Here is a 16665-nt window from a genome sequence, read left to right on the forward strand (position 1 = left end):
CCGCCCCGGCGCGACGTCGCGGCCGGTCAGGCGTATGTATCGGGAATGGGACGATACATCATGCCGCTGGCCTGACGCCATTCGAACGGCATGCTCAGTCTCGCGCCCGCTGGAGCACGCCGATCGGCGGCGCCCAGGTTTCGGCGGGCGGCTTCTTGCGCGTCACCAGCGTGAGCTGGGCGGGCGCGAAGACGTTGGCGTTGTGGGTGACCGGCGTGGTGATCAGGTACTGCGCACGGGTGGCGCGCAGGAAGGTGCCGACGCGGTCGATGTTGGCGACGTCGAGGTGGGCGAAGGGCTCGTCGATGAACACGAAGCCGCCGGGGCGGGCGTCGTCCATCAGCAGCGCCACCAGCAGGATCAGCGACTTCATCACCTGCTGGCCGCCGGAGGCCTCGCCGTCGTTGAGGCCGACCGCGCCCTTGCGGTCGAAGTCGAAACGCACTTCGAGACCGGCCTGGGCGAGCGAGAGGTCGTCGTTGTCCAGGTGCGGCGCCGGACAATCGACGTCGAGGTTGGCCAGCTCGCCGAGCGCCTTCAGGTTCTTGCCGTACTGGCGCACCGTGGCGCGCAGCTTGGCGATGTAGGCGGCGCGCGCCTCGTCGGTGTGGCGGCGGGCGGTGGCGCAGTAGGCCTGGCGGTCGCCGTAGTCGCGCTCGCGACCGGCGAGGTCGGTGGTGAGGCGGTCGCGCAGGGTGAGCACGGTGCCGTCGGTGACCCAGTCGCCTTCGTCCAGGTGGCGGCGCAGGCGGTCAAGCTGCAGGCGGGCGCTGCGGGCGTCGCCGTATTTTTCCACCAGCAGCGCGAGTTCGGCGCTGTCCAGCCAGTGCGCCGGCATGCCGCGGCGGCGCCGGCGCAGCTTGAGGATGCGCTCGGCCTGGGCGCGGCGGCGCGGCGCGTTGTCGCGGGCGATGTCGGCCAGGCGCAGCTCGATGTTCTTCAGCTCGCGGTTGCGGCGGTCGAGTTCGATCTCGACGCCGCGCAGCTTCTCGGCCACCTCGTCGAGCGCCCCGCGGGTGGCCGCACGTTCGGCGATCGCCTCGGTCAGCGCCTTGCGCGCGGCCGGCAGTTCGGCGTCGGCGGCGGCATACTTTTCGGTGTTGGCGGCGAGCAGCTGGGCCGACTGCAGCCCGAGCAGGCGCTGGCGAATGCCGGCAAGGCGCTCGCCGGCGGCATCCAGTTTGGGCCGCAGCGCTTGCAATTGCTTGTCCAGCCCGGCGATCTCGGCGGTGAGCGCGTCGATGCGCGACTGGCGCGCGAGTTCGCCGAAGTGGAAGTCCTGCGGCCGGCCGAGGTGGCGGGCACCGCGGCGTTCGCGGTGGTAGCCGTCGCGGGTGATCCATTCCTGCTCGCGCGGCAGGTTGCGGGCGGATTCGGCATCTTCCACGCGGCGGATGCGGTTGAGCAGGTCGGTCAGCCAGCGCGGCACCGGGGCGTCGATGTTCACCACCTCGGCCAGGCTCATCGGCTTGGGCGGCGGCGGGGTTTCGCGTTCCGGCACGATGAAGTGGCGGAAGCGTTCGCGCTCGCCCAGCGCCCAGGCGGCGTGGCGGTCGCTTTCGTGTTCGAGCAGGATCACATGGCGGTAGGGCCGCAGGATGGCTTCGAGCGCTGCCTGCCAGGCCGGGTCGGTGACTTCCAGCACCTCGGCCAGGCCCTGGTGGGCGATGCCCTCGGCGCTGAGCTTGACGCGGAAGCGGTTGACCTCGGCGTCGCCCGGCGGGCCGCTGCGGCTGCGTTCGCTGCGCAGCTGTTCGGTCTTCTCCTCGAAAGCGGCCACCAGTTCGCGCTCCTTGCGGCGCAGCGCCACCAGCGCGGCGTCGGCCTCCTCGTGCTCCTTTTCCAGCGCCACCGCGTCGGCGCCGTGTTCGCTGGCGAGCTGGGCGCGCAGCGCGTCGCGCTCGGCGGTGAGCTTTTCGAGGTCGCGCACGCGGTCGTGGGCGGCGAGGTGCTGGCGTTCGGCCTCGTCGGCGTGGGTCTTCAGCCGGCTGCGCTCGGCGGTGGCGGCGCTTTGTTCGGCGCGGATCTGCTCCAGCCGGGCGCGCGCGTCGCGCTGTTCGCGCTGGCGGTCCACGCGTTCCTCGTCGAGGCGCAGCAGTTCATGGCGTTCGTTCTCGACCTCGCGGGCGAGTTCGGCGGTTTCCAGGCGCGGCACGATTTCGGCTTCGAGCGCGTGGATCTCGTCGGAAAGCTGCTTCCATTCGAGGAAGCGGTCGGCCTCCAGGCGCTTGGTCTCGGCCTGCGCGCGCAGGCGGTCGAGGTCGAGGCCCAGGCTTTCGATTTCGCGCTCGGCGTTCTTCTGTTCCTCGCGGGCTGCGTCGTAGTTGTCGAGCACCTCCTTGTCGCCGAACACATCGAAGACCAATTCCAGCAGTGCCTTCGGCGAGTATTCGCACAGCTTGTCGGTGTCGCCCTGTTCCAGCGACAGCACCTTGGCGATGGCCGGCGTCAGCCCGCCCCAGGCGAGCCGCGTCTGGTAGTCGCGCAGGCCGGTCCAGTCGCTGCTGTGCTCCAGCTCCTCGATGCTGAGGTTGCCGTCGATGATCGCGTAGTCGCGCGTCCAGTCGCCGCTGGCCTTGCGGATGCGGCAGGCGAGCGTGACTTCGTCCTGCAGGCAGGGGAAGAAGGGGCGGCGGCCGCTGCTGCCCGGCTTGTTGGCGACCACCGCGCGGATCCACGCGAAGCTGCGGTCGGCGCGGCGCACGTAGCGGCGGAAGTCGCGCTTGCCCGAGCAACGCAGCGCGAAGAGCGTGCGCATCGCGTCGAGCAGCGTGGTCTTGCCGGAGCCGTTGGGGCCGACGATGGTGATGATCTGGGCGTCCAGCGGCAGCGTGAAGCGGCGCCAGTAGTCCCAGTGGACCAGTTCTAGGGTCTTGATGTGGAACATCGGGATCAGTCTTCCGGATCTTCGTCGGGCAGCACGTCGGCGATTTCGAAGGCGTTGGCCTCGGGCACCGGATGGCCGGCTTCGGCGAGCACTTCGGCGAGCGTGCCGTGGATGACGCGGTCGGCCAGCATGCGGTAGTCGAGCGCGACGTCGAGCAGCGGGCCTTCGATGATCATGCCGTTGCGCCGTTCGATGAAGCCGAGGCGCGCGAGCTTGCCGAGCATGAAGTTGCGCACCTTGGTCTTGCCGCCGAGGCGGGTGCCGAAGTCGGCGATCAGCGAGGCTTCCGAGAGCCCGGCGGACACCGCCTCGCCGTGCGCCACCGGCTTTTCGCCGCCGAACATGTCGGCCTGGCCGTCGTCGTCGGTCTCGCGCCGGGTGACCTGGCGTTCGCGCTTGGGCAGCACGATCAGCGACCACACGATGACCAGCAGCGCGACCTCGTCGCGGGTGAGGCCGAGGTTGCTGGCGGCGTATTCGCGGCTGGCGCCGAACACCGGGTCGTACATGTCCGCGTTGAGGCCGACCGCGACGTTGGCGGCGTAGGGGTTGTCGAGCAGGCGCAGGCCGACCGCTTCGAGGCGGCGGTCGAGTTCGAGGCGGAAGGTCTCGTCCACCAGCGCGCGCCGCACCATGCGGTCGGTGCGCGGCAGCCAGCGGTTGGCCAGCAGGCGGGCGGTGAGGGTCTGCAGTTCGTGATCCATTGTGGCTCCCTCAGGGTGTGGCGGGGGCGAGGCCGGGTTCTTCCGTGCCGGCGTCCGGCACGGGGCGGTCGCGGCGGGCGACGTGGCCGGCGCTCATCGCGGCGATTTCGTCCTCGCCGACCGCCACCAGGGTGTCGCCGAAATGCACATCCAGCGGCTGGTTCATGAAAGCGGCGACCGGGCCGTCGGCGGGGCCGCTGCTGTCGGCGTCGGCGAGCAGGGCGAGCAGCGACAGCCGGTAGCTTGCCGGGGCGAAGCCGCCGCCGCCCACCAGCTGGTGCAGCGGGGTGGGTTCGGCGACGCGGCCGAGGCGTTCGCCGAAGTGTTCGAGCAGGCGCAGGTCTTCATGCTCGGGCGCCACCGACACCGGCGCGCTGTCGGCTTCCGGCAGCACCGCGGCGATGGCCTCGGCGCGCGGGTCGTCGGCCAGCGTGGCTTCGGCGCGGTCGAGCAGTTCGTGGCCGCCGGCGAGCAGCGCCGGCGCGGGCGAGACATCAAGCGCGCCGACCATCATCGCGGCCAGCGTGGCGGCATCCTGGCGGCGCAGCCAGGCGGCGACGTCGGACGACGAGATGCCGGAGCCGCCGAGGGTGACGCGCTGGGTCTCGATCTTGTTCAACGCGCGCTGGAAGGCGGCGTCCACCCGCGCCAGCCGCGACTGCGCGAGGCCGATGCGCTGGGCGATGCGGGCGATCTCGAAATCCACCTCGGGATCGGCCAGCAGCTCGCGCAGGATGGCGGTGCCGCGATCCAGCCAGCGGCCGTTGGCCTTGAGCCGGCTGCGCGCGGTGACGATGCGGAACTCCGAACCGGAGGCGATCGCCTCCTCGAAGTGCCAGGTGAGGTCGTTGAGCTTGGACAGCAGGTGGCTGAGGCTTTCGGCGGTGACGTTGCCGGTGGCCGACAGGCCGGCGAGCTGCGCGGTGAGGAAGCCGAGTTCGGCGTCTTCCTCGGCGCCGAACTGCAGCAGCATGCCAAGCGCGGCCACCGCGTTGCGGCCGAGGTCGGACAGGTGGTACAGGCCGTCCTCGCCGATGGCGAGCAGATCGTGCTCGCGCAGGCGCTTCAGCACCGTTTCGAGCTTGACCGCGTCGAGGTAGGAAAAGCGGCGCCGTAGGGAATCCGGCGACCAGCGCGGCGCCTCCGATTCCTGGCCGATCTCGCGCAGCACGAGCAGGCGCAGCAGCACCTCGGCATCCGAGCCGCGGAACAGCGAGATGAAGGCGCCGATGACGCCGCGCGCGCCCAGCAGCGGGGCGAGTTCGGGCACGTCGTCGGGGACGACGCCGGCGGCGAGAAAGTCCGAGAGGTCTGGAGCGGTCATCAAAAAACGGAGCCGGCCGCGGCGGGCCGGCTCATCGGGTGGAACGCGGGGGGCTCAGACGCCCTGCTTGAGGCTGGCAGCGATGAAGTTGTCGAGGTCGCCGTCGAGCACCGCCTGGGTGTTGCCGACTTCGTAGCCGGTGCGCAGGTCCTTGATGCGCGACTGGTCGAGCACGTAGCTGCGGATCTGGTGGCCCCAGCCGATGTCGCTCTTGGCGTCTTCCAGCTTCTGCTGCTCGGCCTGGCGCTTGCGCAGTTCCAGCTCGTACAGGCGCGCCTTCAGCATCGACATCGCCTCGTCCTTGTTGCGGTGCTGCGAACGGTCGTTCTGGCACTGCACGACGATGCCGGTCGGCTGGTGGGTGATGCGCACCGCGGAATCGGTCTTGTTGATGTGCTGGCCGCCGGCGCCGGAGGCGCGGTAGGTGTCGATGCGCAGGTCGGCCGGGTTGATCTCGATCTCGATCGAGTCATCGACCTCCGGATACACGAACACCGAGGTGAAGCTGGTGTGGCGGCGCGCGTTGGAGTCGAACGGGCTCTTGCGCACCAGGCGGTGGATGCCGGTTTCGGTGCGCAGGAAGCCGTAGGCGTAGTCGCCGGTGAATTTGATCGTGCAGTTCTTGATGCCGGCGACTTCGCCCTCGGTCTCTTCCATCAGTTCGACGGTGAAGCCCTTCTTCTCGCCGTAGCGCAGATACATGCGCTCCAGCATGCCGGCCCAGTCCTGCGCTTCGGTGCCGCCGGCGCCGGCCTGGATTTCGATGAAGCAGGCGTTGGGGTCCATCGGGTTGGAGAACATGCGGCGGAATTCGAGCTGGCCGACCAGGCCCTCCAGGCCCACGAGGTCGCCCTCGACCGCCTCGAAGGTGTCGTCGTCGCCTTCCATGTCGGCGAGGTCGAACAGGTCCTTCAGGTCCGCCGACTGCTGTTCGATCTGCTGCAGCGTCAGCACCACGCCTTCGAGCTGGCGCTTTTCCTTGCCGAGTTCCTGCGCGCGCGCGGCGTCGTTCCACACCGCGGGGTCTTCGAGTGCGCGGTTTACCTCTTCGAGCTTCGATGCTTTCTCATCGTAGTCAAAGATACCTCCGGAGTTCGCGACCGCGGGCGGCGAGGTCGGCGAGTTTTTCGGCGATGGCGTTCTTGCGTTCGGCTTCCATGTGCGGCTCCGGGACAATGCGGAAAACCCGGCATTATACCGGGGAGGGCGGCCCGCCCGGGCGCCGCAGGCTAAACTGCGCGCCTTTCCCCCTGCGTGCCCGCGAGATGGACATCACCACGCCCGCTTTGCTGTTTCCGGCGATTTCGCTGCTGCTGCTCGCCTATACCAACCGCTTCCTCACGCTGGCGCAGGTCATCCGCCAGTTGCATGCCTCGCCCGATCACGGCAGTCCGCTGGTGATGCGGCAGATTCCGGGGCTCAAGCGCCGCATCCAGTTCATCCAGTACATGCAGGGCTTCGGTGTGCTCAGCTTCCTGCTGTGCGCGCTGGCGATGCTGGCGCTGTTCATGCACGGCGAGACGGCCGGCAAGCTGCTGTTCGGCACCAGCATCGTCGCGCTCGCAGTGTCGCTGGTGCTGTCGCTGTTCGAGGTGCTGATCTCCACCAATGCGCTGTGGGTGGTGGTGGAGGACATGCAGCGCGGCGCCGACGGCGGGAAGGAGCGACCACCGGCCCGCTGAGCGCCGGCGTTCAGCCGAGCGCGGCGAGCGCCGCCACCACCTTCTCGCGCATTGCCGCCAGCGCCGCGGGGTCGGCGCTTTCGCGCGCGTGGGCGCGCAGTTCCTGCTGCGGGTAGCACGGGATGATGTGGAAATGCACGTGCGGCACCGTCTGGCCGGCGACGGCGCCATTGAACTGCGCGATCCGGAGGCCGGGCGCGCCGGTGGCCTGCTGCACCGCACGCGCGAGCTTCTGCGTGGTCAGCATCGCCGCCTGCAGCGCGGCCGGTGAAAGGTCGGCGAGCACCGCCGCCGGCTCCTTGGGCAGCACCAGGCTGTGGCCGTCGGACTGCGGCATGATGTCGAGGAAGGCGAAGGTGGCGTCGTCCTCGTAGAGTTTCTGGCAGGGCAGTTCGCCGCGCAGGATGCGGGCGAAGACGTTGTTGTTGTCGTAGGACATGGGCGGTCTCTTCCTTGATGGGTGAGGATGGTCGGCAGGCGGTGGGCGCCGGGCCGCGCAGATGCCCGCGATTATATCGGCCCACGCCGCCGCGTCGCCCTTCGCGCCGGGCGATTTGCCCGGGACCGCGCCCAGTACCTCCGCATAGACTCGTTCCACCTCGACGGTGGAGACGACAATGCGAAATCACTATGCAGGATGGGCGCTGCGGCTGCTGCCGGCGCTGGGTGTGCTGTGGGGCGGTGCCGCGCTGGCCGACGACAAGCTGGTGGATGTCGGGCCCGAACGGGTGTGGACCGCGCTCGCCCAGCGTGCCGGCGATGCGCTGGCCGGCGACGCCCGGCGCTACGAAGGCCGCCTGAGCCTCGCCGGCGCGGCGCCGGTGGAGGTGTCGGTGGACTGGGACGAACACAGCGGCCTCACCCGCCTCACCTGGAGCGACGCCGGCGCCGCGGCGCCGCAGGTGGCGGGCTGGATGGAAGGCGTCGCCGCCGACGCCGCCCGCCAGCGCCACCGCAACCGCTACTGCCGCGGCCTCGAACCCGATCCGCGCCACGATCACATCCCCGAACCGAGCATCGACGCCGCCACCCATTGCGGCATGGGCACCGGCAACTTCTCGTCTGCGCTGCTGGAACTGGAGAAATGCGGCGACCACGAGACCACGCTGCGGCTGCTCAGCATCTGCTCGCGTGAAGGTCACGCCGGCGGGCTGGTGCGGATCGCGCAACTCTACGAAGTGGGCAGCGGCGTGCCGCAACGGCCGGAGCGGATGGCGCATTTCCTCGCCCGCGCGGCCGATGCGGGCGGCACCGGCTACCACGCCGCCGCCCGCACGCTGTACGCCACCGCGCTCTATTTCGGCGTCGGCACCGCGCCGGACCGGCCGCGCGCGCTGGCGCTGTTCCGCAGCGCCGCCGCGCTGGGCGACGCCGATGCCGCCGCATTCCTGCAGACCGGCACCCACAGCGCGTGGCGGCGGCTGGACGGCAGCCTCTACCGCGATCCCGACTTTGTCGCCGAGGCCGCGCCGTGAGTGCGGCCGCGGATTGGCGCGCAGCGCTGGCTGTTGGGCGTTCCGGCCGCGCAGCGGGGTGGCGGCGCACGTCCGCCGAGCAAGGCCCGCCCCGCGGTGCGCAGCGGCAGGGCGGTCGGTCGAGGCGCGCGCTGTGCGTGCTTGCAGTCGTTGCGCTCGTCCGTACCGCAGCTGCGGTGGAGCCGCCAGATGAAGGCGACCTCAGCTACCGCGCCCATATCGACAGCCCGCAGCGCTTCAAATGCCTCTACGGCTATGCCGCCGACAAGACCGGCGACCACGCCGCCGCGATCCGCATCTTCGAGGACTGCATCGCGCGCTGGAACGACGTGTATTCGATGATCTGGCTGGCCCAGATCCTGGAGGCCGGCGTCGGCGTGCCGCGCGACCAGACGCGCGCCGCGCGGCTGATGGAGCGCGGCGCCCAGGTGGACAACGACGCCCACGCCAGCCTCGCGCGCTACCACTGGGGCGTGGCCCTGGCCGAAGGCCGCGGCGTGCCCCGCGACCCGGTCCAGGCGCGCCGGTGGCTGCGGCGTGCGGCGGCCGAAGGCGTGGCCGACGCCGCTGAATTCCTCGATCACCTCGATCGCAACACCCCCCTCAATCTCACCAAGGAGAACCCATGATCGGCATCTGGCATACCGCGAGCCAACAATTCCTGCTCTGGCTGTGCATCGTCACCACGCTGGTGTTCGCACTGCCCATCACCTTCGCCCCGCTGCGCTGGGCCACGCTGATGCGCTGGCGGCTGCCGGAGGACACCGACCTCGCGGTGTATTTCGGCCGCTGCCTCGGCTGCTTCATCCTGATCGTCGAGGCGCTGATGCTGCGCGCGGCGCTCGACGGCACCGCGCTGGTGACGGTGTTCGAAATCCTCGCCGCGATCTTCGCCAGCATGGTGGCGCTGCACATCGTCGGCGCGATCCAGCGCATCCAGCCCTGGACCGAGACGGCGGAGATCGGGCTTTACAGCGTGCTGTTTGCGCTGACGCTGGGGTTTTATCCGGTGGCGGGGTGAAGTGTTTGCTCTTGCCTTGCCGCGCGGGTGCGGTGGCGGGCTGGGGTAGGCACGGTGCTCACTCCAACCCCATCCCCCTCCTAACCTCCCCCTTGAAGGGGGAGGGACAAAACCGTTGAGCGGTGGGAGGTGCGTGAACGAAGTGAAGGCTTCCGCGCCGAGACGGTGTGCTCCCTCCCCTTCAAGGGGGTGCAGGCGGGGTTTCGCAGAGCATGGCTCTGCGCCGCCGGAGCGGCGGAGCGAAGCGACGACTCCCGGGCAGGGGTGGGGATGGGGTCGGTGCGGCCTCAGTCCTCCCCCAGCCCCAGCCGCCGCGCGATCCGCACCAGCTCGAAATCATTCCCGGCGCCCAGCCGCGCCTTGATCTGGTAGTGGGTGTTATGCACCGTCTTCGGGCTCAGGCACAGCGCCGTGGCAATCTCCGCCACCGGGGTGCCGGCCAGCAGCAGGCGCAGCACTTCGAGTTCGCGCGGGCTGAGGCAGTCGGCGGCGGTAGGCGGCTCGGCTTCGCGCAGCGCGGCGCGCAGTTCGGTGGCGATGTCCGGGCTGAAGAAGCGGCGTCCGCCCGCCACCTCGCGCACCGCCTGCTGCAACACCTCCGGCGGGCTGCTCTTGGTGACGTAGCCGAGCGCGCCGGCGCGCACTGCCTGCACCGCCCACAACACGTCGCGATGCATGCTGAAGGCGAGCAGGCGGGCCTGCGGGTCGCGCTGGCGGATGCGGGCGAGGAGTTCGAGGCCGCCGATGTCGGGCAGCGCGAGGTCGAGCACCGCGAGGTCCGGCTGCAGTTCGCGCCACAGCTGCAGGCCGTCCGCGCCGGTGGCAGCCTCGCCGGCGACCACGAGGTTGCCCTGCTGTTCGAGCAGGCGGCGATAGCCCTGGCGCACCACTGCGTGGTCGTCCACCAGCAGCAGGCGGATCATGCCGCCACCTCCGTCGCCGGCAGTGGCCATGCGGCGGCGAGCCGCATGCCACCGGTGGCCAGCGGCGCGAGTTCCACGCTGCCGCCCAGGGCCGCGACCCGTTCGGCGATGCCGGCAAGGCCGTGGCCTCCGCGCCCGCCGCCGCTGATCGCATCGGCGACGCCATCGTCGGTCACCTCCACCGTCACGCTGTCGGCGGCGCAGGCGAGCGTCACCGCCACCCGGCTGGCGCGCGCGTGGCGCAGCGCGTTGGTCAAGCCTTCCTGGACGATGCGGTAGGCGTGCACCGCGCATTCGCCGGGGAGGGCGTCGATATCGCCGTCCAGCGTCAACGTGGTGGTAACAGCGGTGCCATCGGGGCGGCGTCGTACCTCGCGGACCAACTGACGCAGGCATTCGCCCAGGCCGAAAGCGTCCAGCCCCGGCGGGCGCAGGCGGTGGACGATGTCCTGCACGCTCTCGTGCAGCTGGGCGAGGCTGGCTTCGATCGAATCCAGGCTAGGCTGCAGCGCGGCGTTTTCACCGGCTCCGTGGCGCAGGAAGGCGGTTTCGGCGCGCAGCGAGGTGAGGTGCTGGCCCATGTCGTCGTGCAGTTCGCGGGCGAGGTGGCGGCGCTCGGCCTCGCGCGCGTCGAGCAGGCCGGTGGCGAGCCGGCGTTCGGCGGCGCGGGTCTCGCCGAGCTGGGAGGCGAGGCTGTTGAAGTCCTCGCCGATGCGGCGGAATTCGCGCAGTTCGAACTCGGGCAGGCGCACCGCGGTGTCGCCGGCTTCGAGCTGGCCGATGGCGGCGAGGATGCGGTCGGCCGGGCGCAGCGCACGCCGCACCGGGGCGATCAGCGCGGCCGCGAGCGCGGCCAGTGCCGCCCACGCCAGCGCCAGCAGGCCGAGTACGCCGAGCCAGCCGGAGAGTTCGGCCGCCCAGTAGGGCGACACCCGGATCTCGCCGACGCTGACGCCGGGCGGGCGCAGCAGCGCATAGCGGGCGCTGCCGGCGTCCCCCGCGAGCGCCGCCAGCCAGCCGGCGGGCGTAGCGGTGCCGGCCAGCGGCGGCGTGGGCGCGACGCAGTCCTGCGCGATCACCCGGCCCCACAGGTCTTCGACCTCGACGCAGAAGGCCAGCCGGCGCGCGAGCGGTGCGAGCACGCCGAGGTCGGTGGCGATCTGCTCGCGGTTGAAGGGATCGGCCAGCCGCGGCTGATCCTGGTTGAGCAATTGCTGCACGATGGCGCCGGTGGGCGCGAGGTCCGTGAGCGCTTGGTGGTGGCCGCGCCAGCCGTGGGCGGCGAGCGCCAGCAGCGAGGCGGCGAGGCCGAACACCAACAGCCGCAGCAGCAGCGCGCGTTGCAGGTCGAAGGCGGCGGCGCTGGCGGTGGGGCGGAAGGGATGCGTCGCGGAGGCGGCGGAGCGCAGCGGATTCATCGAAAGCGCGGGGCGGAAAGGCAGCACGGGGCCGCCATCTTCCCGCCCCAGCATTCCGAATGGAAGCAGGCGGCGGCGCGGCGGGCAATTTGCCCGTGACGCCGGCCGGGCGCTCAGGCCGCTTCGAAGTGCTCCAGCATCAGCTGTACGTTGCTGACGCCGTTGTATTCGTTGATGGCCAGCCGGTAGGCGGCGCGGATGGTGTCCGGCGCGCCGTCGGCGAAGTTGAACTGGATGGCGTCGTAGCGCGCCCCCTGCTTGCCGAGTTCGAGCTTGAGGTGGCGGTCCTTGAGGATGCGCTGGCGCTCGACGCGGAAGACGTCGTCGAACACCGGCGCCGGAAAGCCCTGGCCCCAGATCTCCTTTTCCAGCAGGCGGGCGGATTCCAGGCTGAGATAGCCGGCCTCCAGCGCGCCATCGGTTTCGATGCGCCGTTGCAGCGCGGCCGGTTCGACCAGCCCGGCCACCACTTCCTCGAACACGCTGCTGAAACGGTCGAAATCCGCCTCGCGGATGGTGAGGCCGGCCGCCATCGCGTGGCCGCCGAAGCGCACGATGAGGTCGGGGTGCTGCTTGGTGACGAGGTCGAGCGCGTCGCGCAGGTGCAGGCCGGCAATCGAACGGCCGGAACCCTTGAGTTCGCCGTCATTGCCGCGCGCGAAGGCGATGGTCGGGCGGTGCAGCTTTTCCTTGATGCGACCGGCGACGATGCCGATCACGCCCTGGTGCCAGTCGGGCTCGAACAGCGCGATGCTGGCGCTGGCGCCGGGATCGAAACCTTCCAGCCGCAGCGCGGCTTCTTCCTGCATGCCGGCCTCGATGCTGCGGCGCTCGCGGTTGAGCTTGTCGAGTTCCTGGGCGATGTTGAGCGCGCGGCCGGGATCGTCGGTGATCAGGCATTCGATGCCCAGGCTCATGTCCGACAGCCGGCCGGCGGCATTCAGGCGCGGGCCGACGGCAAAGCCGAGGTCGAAGGTGTTGGCGCGCGCCGGCTCACGGCCGGCGGCGGCGAACAGCGCGCGGATGCCCGGCTGCATGCGGCCGGCGCGCATGCGCTGCAGGCCCTGGGCGACCAGGATGCGGTTGTTGTGGTCGAGCTTGACGACGTCGGCCACGGTGCCGAGCGCCACCAGGTCGAGCAGCTCGGCGAGGTTGGGTTCCTGGCCGGCGGCAAAAGCGCCGCGTTCGCGCAGCTCCGCGCGCAGCGCGAGCATGGTGTAGAACATCGCGCCCACGCCGGCCAGCGCCTTGCTGGGGAAGTCGCAGCCGGGCTGGTTGGGGTTCACGATCACGTCGGCGTCGGGCAGCACGTCGCCCGGCAGGTGGTGGTCGGTGATGATCGTCGCCATGCCGTGGGCGCGCGCGGCGGCGATGCCTTCGACGCTGGCGATGCCGTTGTCCACCGTGATCAGTACGTCCGGCTCCAGCCGCGCAGCGATCTCCACCATCGCCGGGGTGAGGCCGTAGCCCAGGGTGACGCGGTCCGGCACTAGGTAATGCACGTCGGCGCCGAAGGCGCGTAGCGCGCGCACACCGACGGCGCAGGCGGTGGCGCCGTCGCAGTCGTAATCAGCGACGATCACCATGCGCGCGCCGGCTTCGATCGCGTCGGCCAGCAGCTGCGCCGCCTCGGCGGTGCCGGTGAGTGCCTGCGGCGGCAACAGCGCCTTCAGCGAGGTGTCGAGGTCGCTGCTGCGGGCGATGCCACGCGCGGCATAGAGGCGGGCCAGCAGCGGGTGGATGCCGGCGTCCATCAGGGCGGCGGCGGCGCGCTGCGGGACGGCGCGGGGGTGGATCTGGATCATGGGTGTCCGTGTTCGGTGTGCATTGCGCCGGGGGGCGCTTCCGGCCGTTGGGGCGGCGGCACGATCTGCTTGAGCAGGGCGTCGAGCGCTTGCGGCTTGCGCCAGAACTTCCAGCGCTGGCCGGCGCGCACGTCCAGTTCAAAGCCGGCGCGGTCGCCGGGTGCGGTGATGCGCAGCCTGTGCAGCTTGCCGCCGGGCAGCGCTGCGAGCGGGGCGAACCAGTCGCGCTCCAGCCCGGCGAGCGCCTCGCGCCAGCTGTCGAGGTCGAGCTGCAGCGCGGGGCGCTGCAGCGCATCCAGCACCACCAGCGTGTCGCCAGCGAGTCCGGCCGCGGTGCGCGGCGGCTGCGGCGTGAGCCCGGCAAGGCGGGCGAGGCCGACGCTCAGCGGGTCGGCGGCGAGCACCGTGGGGCAGGGCGCGGTGGCGCGCTCGGGCAGCCGGCCGGGGCCCCAGAACCACAGGCTGTTGAGGCTGCGCAGGCCGCGGTCTTCACGCGCCTGGTTGAGCGCGTGGTTGTGCAGCACGATCTGCACTTCGTTCATTGTGCGCTGCCACAGACGGGCGTCGCGGCCTTCCGGCAGGAAGTGGGCGATCGGGCGGCCGACGACATCGGTGAGCGGAAACAGCGCGGCCTCGGTCGGCGCCGCCAGCTTCAGATACCAGCGTCGCGGCGCCGGCGCCTCGAAGCGGCCGATGTCGGCGAAGCTGTCGTTGAGCGCGGCGAGCAGGGCGTCCGCGTCCTGCTGGTCGATTTCGCTGTCGTCCAGTTCGGTGAGCAGCAGGTGTTCGCGCGCGAACTGCAGGTGCACCGGGTCGGCGCACAGCCAGTCGTGCCCGGCGTGTTGTTCCGCCCCGTCCTGCTCGCCCAGCCGGCGCAGTGCCGCGTATGGCAGGGCATCACTGTGCAGCCCGAACAGGCGGGCGAGGGCCGCGTCGCTGGAACGTTCGGTGAGCGCAGTGCGTTCTCCAAGGCCCAGCAGCCGTTCCAGGCCCGGAAGCGCAAGGCTGCCGCTCGGCGCGGTGGCGTGCGGCGTGGGCCAGATCAGGCCGGGGATGACGAGATGGATCTGCATGGTGGGTGGCGGTGCGGAGCGGGCCGCAGTCTAGCACGCGCCGATCCCCGCACAGCCCCGCCAAGGGCCCGCGGGGCCAATAACCCCACAGGAAAAAGGTCAGATATTTCCGGGGCTTGGGCGCTACCGCGGGCTACAATGGCGGGCATCATGAATGCAGTTCCCTCGATTCTGCCGGCCGGTGTTCCGTCGCGCCGGCCAGCCCCTTTTCTGCCGATGTCGCGCGCCGAGATGGGCACGCTGGGCTGGGATGCCTGCGACGTCGTCCTGGTGACCGGCGACGCCTACATCGACCACCCGAGCTTCGGCATGGCCCTGGTCGGCCGCCTGCTCGAAGCCCACGGCTTTCGCGTCGGCATCATCAGCCAGCCGGACTGGCACTCGGCCGAGCCCTTCCGCGCGCTCGGCAAGCCGCGGCTGTACTTCGGCATCACCGCCGGCAACATGGATTCGATGGTCAACCGCTACACCTCCGACCGCAAGATCCGCTCCGACGACGCCTACACGCCCAACGCCGAGGCCAACAAGCGGCCAGACCGCGCGCTCACGGTCTACGCCCAGCGCGCCCGCGAAGCCTATCCCGACGCCAATGTGGTGATCGGCAGCATCGAGGCCTCGCTGCGCCGTATCGCCCACTACGACTACTGGTCGGACAAGGTGCGGCGTTCGGTGCTGCCCGATTCCAAGGCCGACATCCTGCTGTTCGGCAATGCCGAGCGCGCGCTGGTGGCGCTGACCCAGCGGCTGGCGGCGGGCGAACCGATCGAGTCCATCCGCGACCTGCGCGGCACCGCCTTCATGGCCAGGCCGGGCTGGCGGCCGGAAGGCTGGGTGGAGATCGATTCGCTCGCGCTCGACAAGCCGGGCCGCATCGACAGCCATGCCGACCCCTACGCGATGGAACCGCAAGGCAGTGCGCTGCAGCCCGCGGCTGATGGCGCCCAGCCGGTGCGCATCGTGCCGGCGGCCGAGCGTGTCGCCGCCCGCCGCGCCGCGCGCCAGCACACCGTGGTGCGGCTGCCGGCCTACGAGGCGGTCAAGGACGACGCGGTGCTGTACGCCCACGCCTCGCGGGTGTTCCACCTCGAATCCAACCCCGGCAACGCGCGTGCGCTGGTACAGCGCCACGGCGAGGGGCCGGGCGCGCGCGAGGTCTGGCTGAACCCGCCGCCGATTCCGCTCTCCACGCCGGAGATGGACTTCGTCTACGGCCTGCCCTATGCGCGCCAGCCGCATCCGGCCTACAAGGGCGCGCGCATTCCGGCCTGGGACATGATCAAGTTCTCGGTGAACATCATGCGCGGCTGCTTCGGCGGCTGTACCTTCTGCTCGATCACCGAGCACGAGGGCCGCATCATCCAGAGCCGCTCGGAACAATCCATCCTGCGCGAGATCGAGGAGATCCGCGACAAGTCGCCGGACTTCAAGGGCCACATCTCCGACCTCGGCGGCCCCACCGCCAACATGTACCGGATGGCGTGCAAGGACCCGAAGATCGAGCAGTCCTGTCGCCGGCTGTCCTGCGTCTATCCCGGCATCTGCGAAAACCTCGGCACCGACCACGGTCCGCTGATCCAGATCTACCGCAAGGCGCGCGCGCTGCCCGGCATCAAGCGCATCACCATCGGCTCCGGCCTGCGTTACGACCTCGCGGTGCGCTCGCCGGAGTACGTGAAGGAACTGGTGACCCACCACGTCAGCGGCCTGTTGAAGATCGCGCCCGAGCATAGCGAGGAAGGCCCGCTCTCCAAGATGATGAAGCCGGGCATGGGTGCCTACGAAGCCTTCCGCAAGCTGTTCGAGAAGTACTCGAAGGAAGCCGGCAAGAAGCAGCATCTGGTGCCCTACTTCATCGCCGCCCACCCCGGCACCACCGACGAGGACATGCTCAACCTCGCGCTGTGGCTGAAGGCCAACGACTTCCGGCTGGATCAGGTGCAGACCTTCCTGCCGACGCCGATGGCGCTGGCGACCGCGATGTACCACAGCCGCAAGAATCCGCTGAAGAAGGTGAGCGCGGAGTCCGAAGCGGTGGACACCGTGCGCACCGGCAAGCTGCGCCGCCTGCACAAGGCCTTCCTGCGCTGGCACGACCCGGAGAACTGGCCGATCCTGCGCGAAGCGCTGCTGCGCATGGGGCGCGCGGATCTGATCGGCAACGGCCCCAACTGTCTGGTGCCGCGCCATCAGCCGGCGGGGGTGGTTTCGCCCGTCCGCCGTCCCGAGCAGCAGGCGCGAACGGGCGCAGGTGCGGCAGCGCGTGACGGACGACGGGCCCCAGGGCGTCCGGCGGGCCCCTCCGGGGCGCCGCGGGGCGCGCGGCCGGCGCCGCGCCGCCCGCGCTGAAGCGACC

The 16665-nt window shown here is 70.7% G+C and carries 14 protein-coding genes; 5 read left to right on the plus strand and 9 right to left on the minus strand.

Annotated elements, in window-relative coordinates; all coding sequences use genetic code 11:
- Positions 1 to 94: 94 nt before the first annotated feature.
- The 4 genes from dqs_RS07945 to prfB form a co-directional block, all read right to left on the minus strand.
- A complete protein-coding gene (locus dqs_RS07945; protein WP_065340133.1) occupies positions 95 to 2887 on the minus strand; it encodes an ATP-binding protein in 2793 nt (930 codons plus the stop codon).
- A 5-nt stretch (positions 2888 to 2892) separates the two neighbouring features.
- Positions 2893 to 3591, minus strand: a complete 699-nt coding sequence (locus dqs_RS07950) for a hypothetical protein (protein WP_065340134.1) — start codon at positions 3589 to 3591, stop codon at positions 2893 to 2895.
- Between the two features lie 10 nt (positions 3592 to 3601).
- Positions 3602 to 4915: a hypothetical protein gene (locus dqs_RS07955; protein WP_011765229.1), complete on the minus strand. Its 1314-nt coding sequence runs from the start codon at positions 4913 to 4915 to the stop codon at positions 3602 to 3604.
- 54 nt (positions 4916 to 4969) lie between these two features.
- Positions 4970 to 6074 (minus strand): peptide chain release factor 2 gene (prfB, locus tag dqs_RS07960; protein ID WP_157108160.1). Its coding sequence is split into 2 segments (ribosomal slippage): positions 4970 to 5992 and positions 5994 to 6074, totalling 1104 coding nucleotides; the frame shifts between segments, so codons are not numbered across the junction.
- Positions 6075 to 6180: 106 nt separating this feature from the next.
- Here prfB and dqs_RS07965 point away from each other — a divergent pair.
- The gene (locus dqs_RS07965; RefSeq protein WP_065340135.1) at positions 6181 to 6597 is read left to right on the plus strand and encodes a DUF2721 domain-containing protein; all 417 of its coding nucleotides are present in this window, start codon (positions 6181 to 6183) and stop codon (positions 6595 to 6597) included.
- Between the two features lie 10 nt (positions 6598 to 6607).
- On the opposite strand, the gene dqs_RS07970 is transcribed toward dqs_RS07965, so the two are convergent.
- Positions 6608 to 7036 carry an HIT family protein gene (locus tag dqs_RS07970; RefSeq protein ID WP_065340136.1) on the minus strand — a complete coding sequence of 143 codons (429 nt, stop codon included), beginning with the start codon at positions 7034 to 7036 and terminating at the stop codon, positions 6608 to 6610.
- Positions 7037 to 7214: 178 nt separating this feature from the next.
- Here dqs_RS07970 and dqs_RS07975 point away from each other — a divergent pair, with 178 nt between their 5' ends.
- The 3 genes from dqs_RS07975 to dqs_RS07985 all read left to right on the plus strand — a co-directional run bounded on the left by dqs_RS07975 (position 7215) and on the right by dqs_RS07985 (position 9093).
- A complete protein-coding gene (locus tag dqs_RS07975; protein WP_011765233.1) occupies positions 7215 to 8072 on the plus strand; it encodes an SEL1-like repeat protein in 858 nt (285 codons plus the stop codon).
- Positions 8073 to 8209: 137 nt separating this feature from the next.
- On the plus strand, positions 8210 to 8701 hold the full coding sequence (locus dqs_RS07980; RefSeq protein WP_065340137.1) for an SEL1-like repeat protein: 492 nt from the start codon (positions 8210 to 8212) through the stop codon (positions 8699 to 8701).
- On the plus strand, positions 8698 to 9093 hold the full coding sequence (locus dqs_RS07985; protein ID WP_065340138.1) for a hypothetical protein: 396 nt from the start codon (positions 8698 to 8700) through the stop codon (positions 9091 to 9093). The genes dqs_RS07980 and dqs_RS07985 overlap by 4 nt, the downstream gene beginning before the upstream one ends.
- A 287-nt stretch (positions 9094 to 9380) precedes the next feature.
- Here dqs_RS07985 and dqs_RS07990 read toward each other — a convergent pair whose 3' ends face one another.
- The 4 genes from dqs_RS07990 to dqs_RS08005 all read right to left on the minus strand — a co-directional run bounded on the left by dqs_RS07990 (position 9381) and on the right by dqs_RS08005 (position 14312).
- Entirely contained in the window at positions 9381 to 10016 is a 636-nt protein-coding gene (locus dqs_RS07990) for a response regulator (RefSeq protein ID WP_011765236.1), read from the minus strand.
- The gene (locus dqs_RS07995) at positions 10013 to 11434 is read right to left on the minus strand and encodes a HAMP domain-containing sensor histidine kinase (RefSeq protein ID WP_236778741.1); all 1422 of its coding nucleotides are present in this window, start codon (positions 11432 to 11434) and stop codon (positions 10013 to 10015) included. The genes dqs_RS07990 and dqs_RS07995 overlap by 4 nt, the downstream gene beginning before the upstream one ends.
- A 113-nt stretch (positions 11435 to 11547) precedes the next feature.
- A complete protein-coding gene (recJ, locus tag dqs_RS08000; RefSeq protein WP_065340140.1) occupies positions 11548 to 13239 on the minus strand; it encodes a single-stranded-DNA-specific exonuclease RecJ in 1692 nt (563 codons plus the stop codon).
- Positions 13236 to 14312, minus strand: coding sequence for a hypothetical protein (locus dqs_RS08005; RefSeq protein ID WP_065340141.1), 1077 nt, complete (start codon positions 14310 to 14312; stop codon positions 13236 to 13238). The genes recJ and dqs_RS08005 overlap by 4 nt, the downstream gene beginning before the upstream one ends.
- 216 nt (positions 14313 to 14528) lie before the next feature.
- Between dqs_RS08005 and dqs_RS08010 the strand changes: the two genes are divergently transcribed.
- Positions 14529 to 16658 (plus strand): YgiQ family radical SAM protein, encoded by a 2130-nt coding sequence (locus dqs_RS08010; RefSeq protein ID WP_065340142.1) that lies wholly within the window; start codon positions 14529 to 14531, stop codon positions 16656 to 16658.
- Positions 16659 to 16665 lie beyond the last annotated feature (7 nt).

It is taken from the genome of Azoarcus olearius (genome assembly GCF_001682385.1).
Classification (GTDB): domain Bacteria; phylum Pseudomonadota; class Gammaproteobacteria; order Burkholderiales; family Rhodocyclaceae; genus Azoarcus; species Azoarcus olearius.

What these genes read in the sequence shown, in the direction of transcription:
- dqs_RS08005 (WP_065340141.1), bottom strand. Translation starts at nt 14,312, where the DNA reads ATGCAGATCCATCTCGTCATCCCCGGCCTGATCTGGCCCACGCCGCAC.
- dqs_RS07970 (WP_065340136.1), bottom strand. Translation starts at nt 7,036, where the DNA reads ATGTCCTACGACAACAACAACGTCTTCGCCCGCATCCTGCGCGGCGAA.
- dqs_RS07945 (WP_065340133.1), bottom strand. Translation starts at nt 2,887, where the DNA reads ATGTTCCACATCAAGACCCTAGAACTGGTCCACTGGGACTACTGGCGC.
- dqs_RS07965 (WP_065340135.1), top strand. Translation starts at nt 6,181, where the DNA reads ATGGACATCACCACGCCCGCTTTGCTGTTTCCGGCGATTTCGCTGCTG.
- dqs_RS07950 (WP_065340134.1), bottom strand. Translation starts at nt 3,591, where the DNA reads ATGGATCACGAACTGCAGACCCTCACCGCCCGCCTGCTGGCCAACCGC.
- dqs_RS07955 (WP_011765229.1), bottom strand. Translation starts at nt 4,915, where the DNA reads ATGACCGCTCCAGACCTCTCGGACTTTCTCGCCGCCGGCGTCGTCCCC.
- dqs_RS07985 (WP_065340138.1), top strand. Translation starts at nt 8,698, where the DNA reads ATGATCGGCATCTGGCATACCGCGAGCCAACAATTCCTGCTCTGGCTG.
- dqs_RS08010 (WP_065340142.1), top strand. Translation starts at nt 14,529, where the DNA reads ATGTCGCGCGCCGAGATGGGCACGCTGGGCTGGGATGCCTGCGACGTC.
- dqs_RS07975 (WP_011765233.1), top strand. Translation starts at nt 7,215, where the DNA reads ATGCGAAATCACTATGCAGGATGGGCGCTGCGGCTGCTGCCGGCGCTG.
- dqs_RS07990 (WP_011765236.1), bottom strand. Translation starts at nt 10,016, where the DNA reads ATGATCCGCCTGCTGCTGGTGGACGACCACGCAGTGGTGCGCCAGGGC.
- recJ (WP_065340140.1), bottom strand. Translation starts at nt 13,239, where the DNA reads ATGATCCAGATCCACCCCCGCGCCGTCCCGCAGCGCGCCGCCGCCGCC.
- dqs_RS07995 (WP_236778741.1), bottom strand. Translation starts at nt 11,434, where the DNA reads ATGAATCCGCTGCGCTCCGCCGCCTCCGCGACGCATCCCTTCCGCCCC.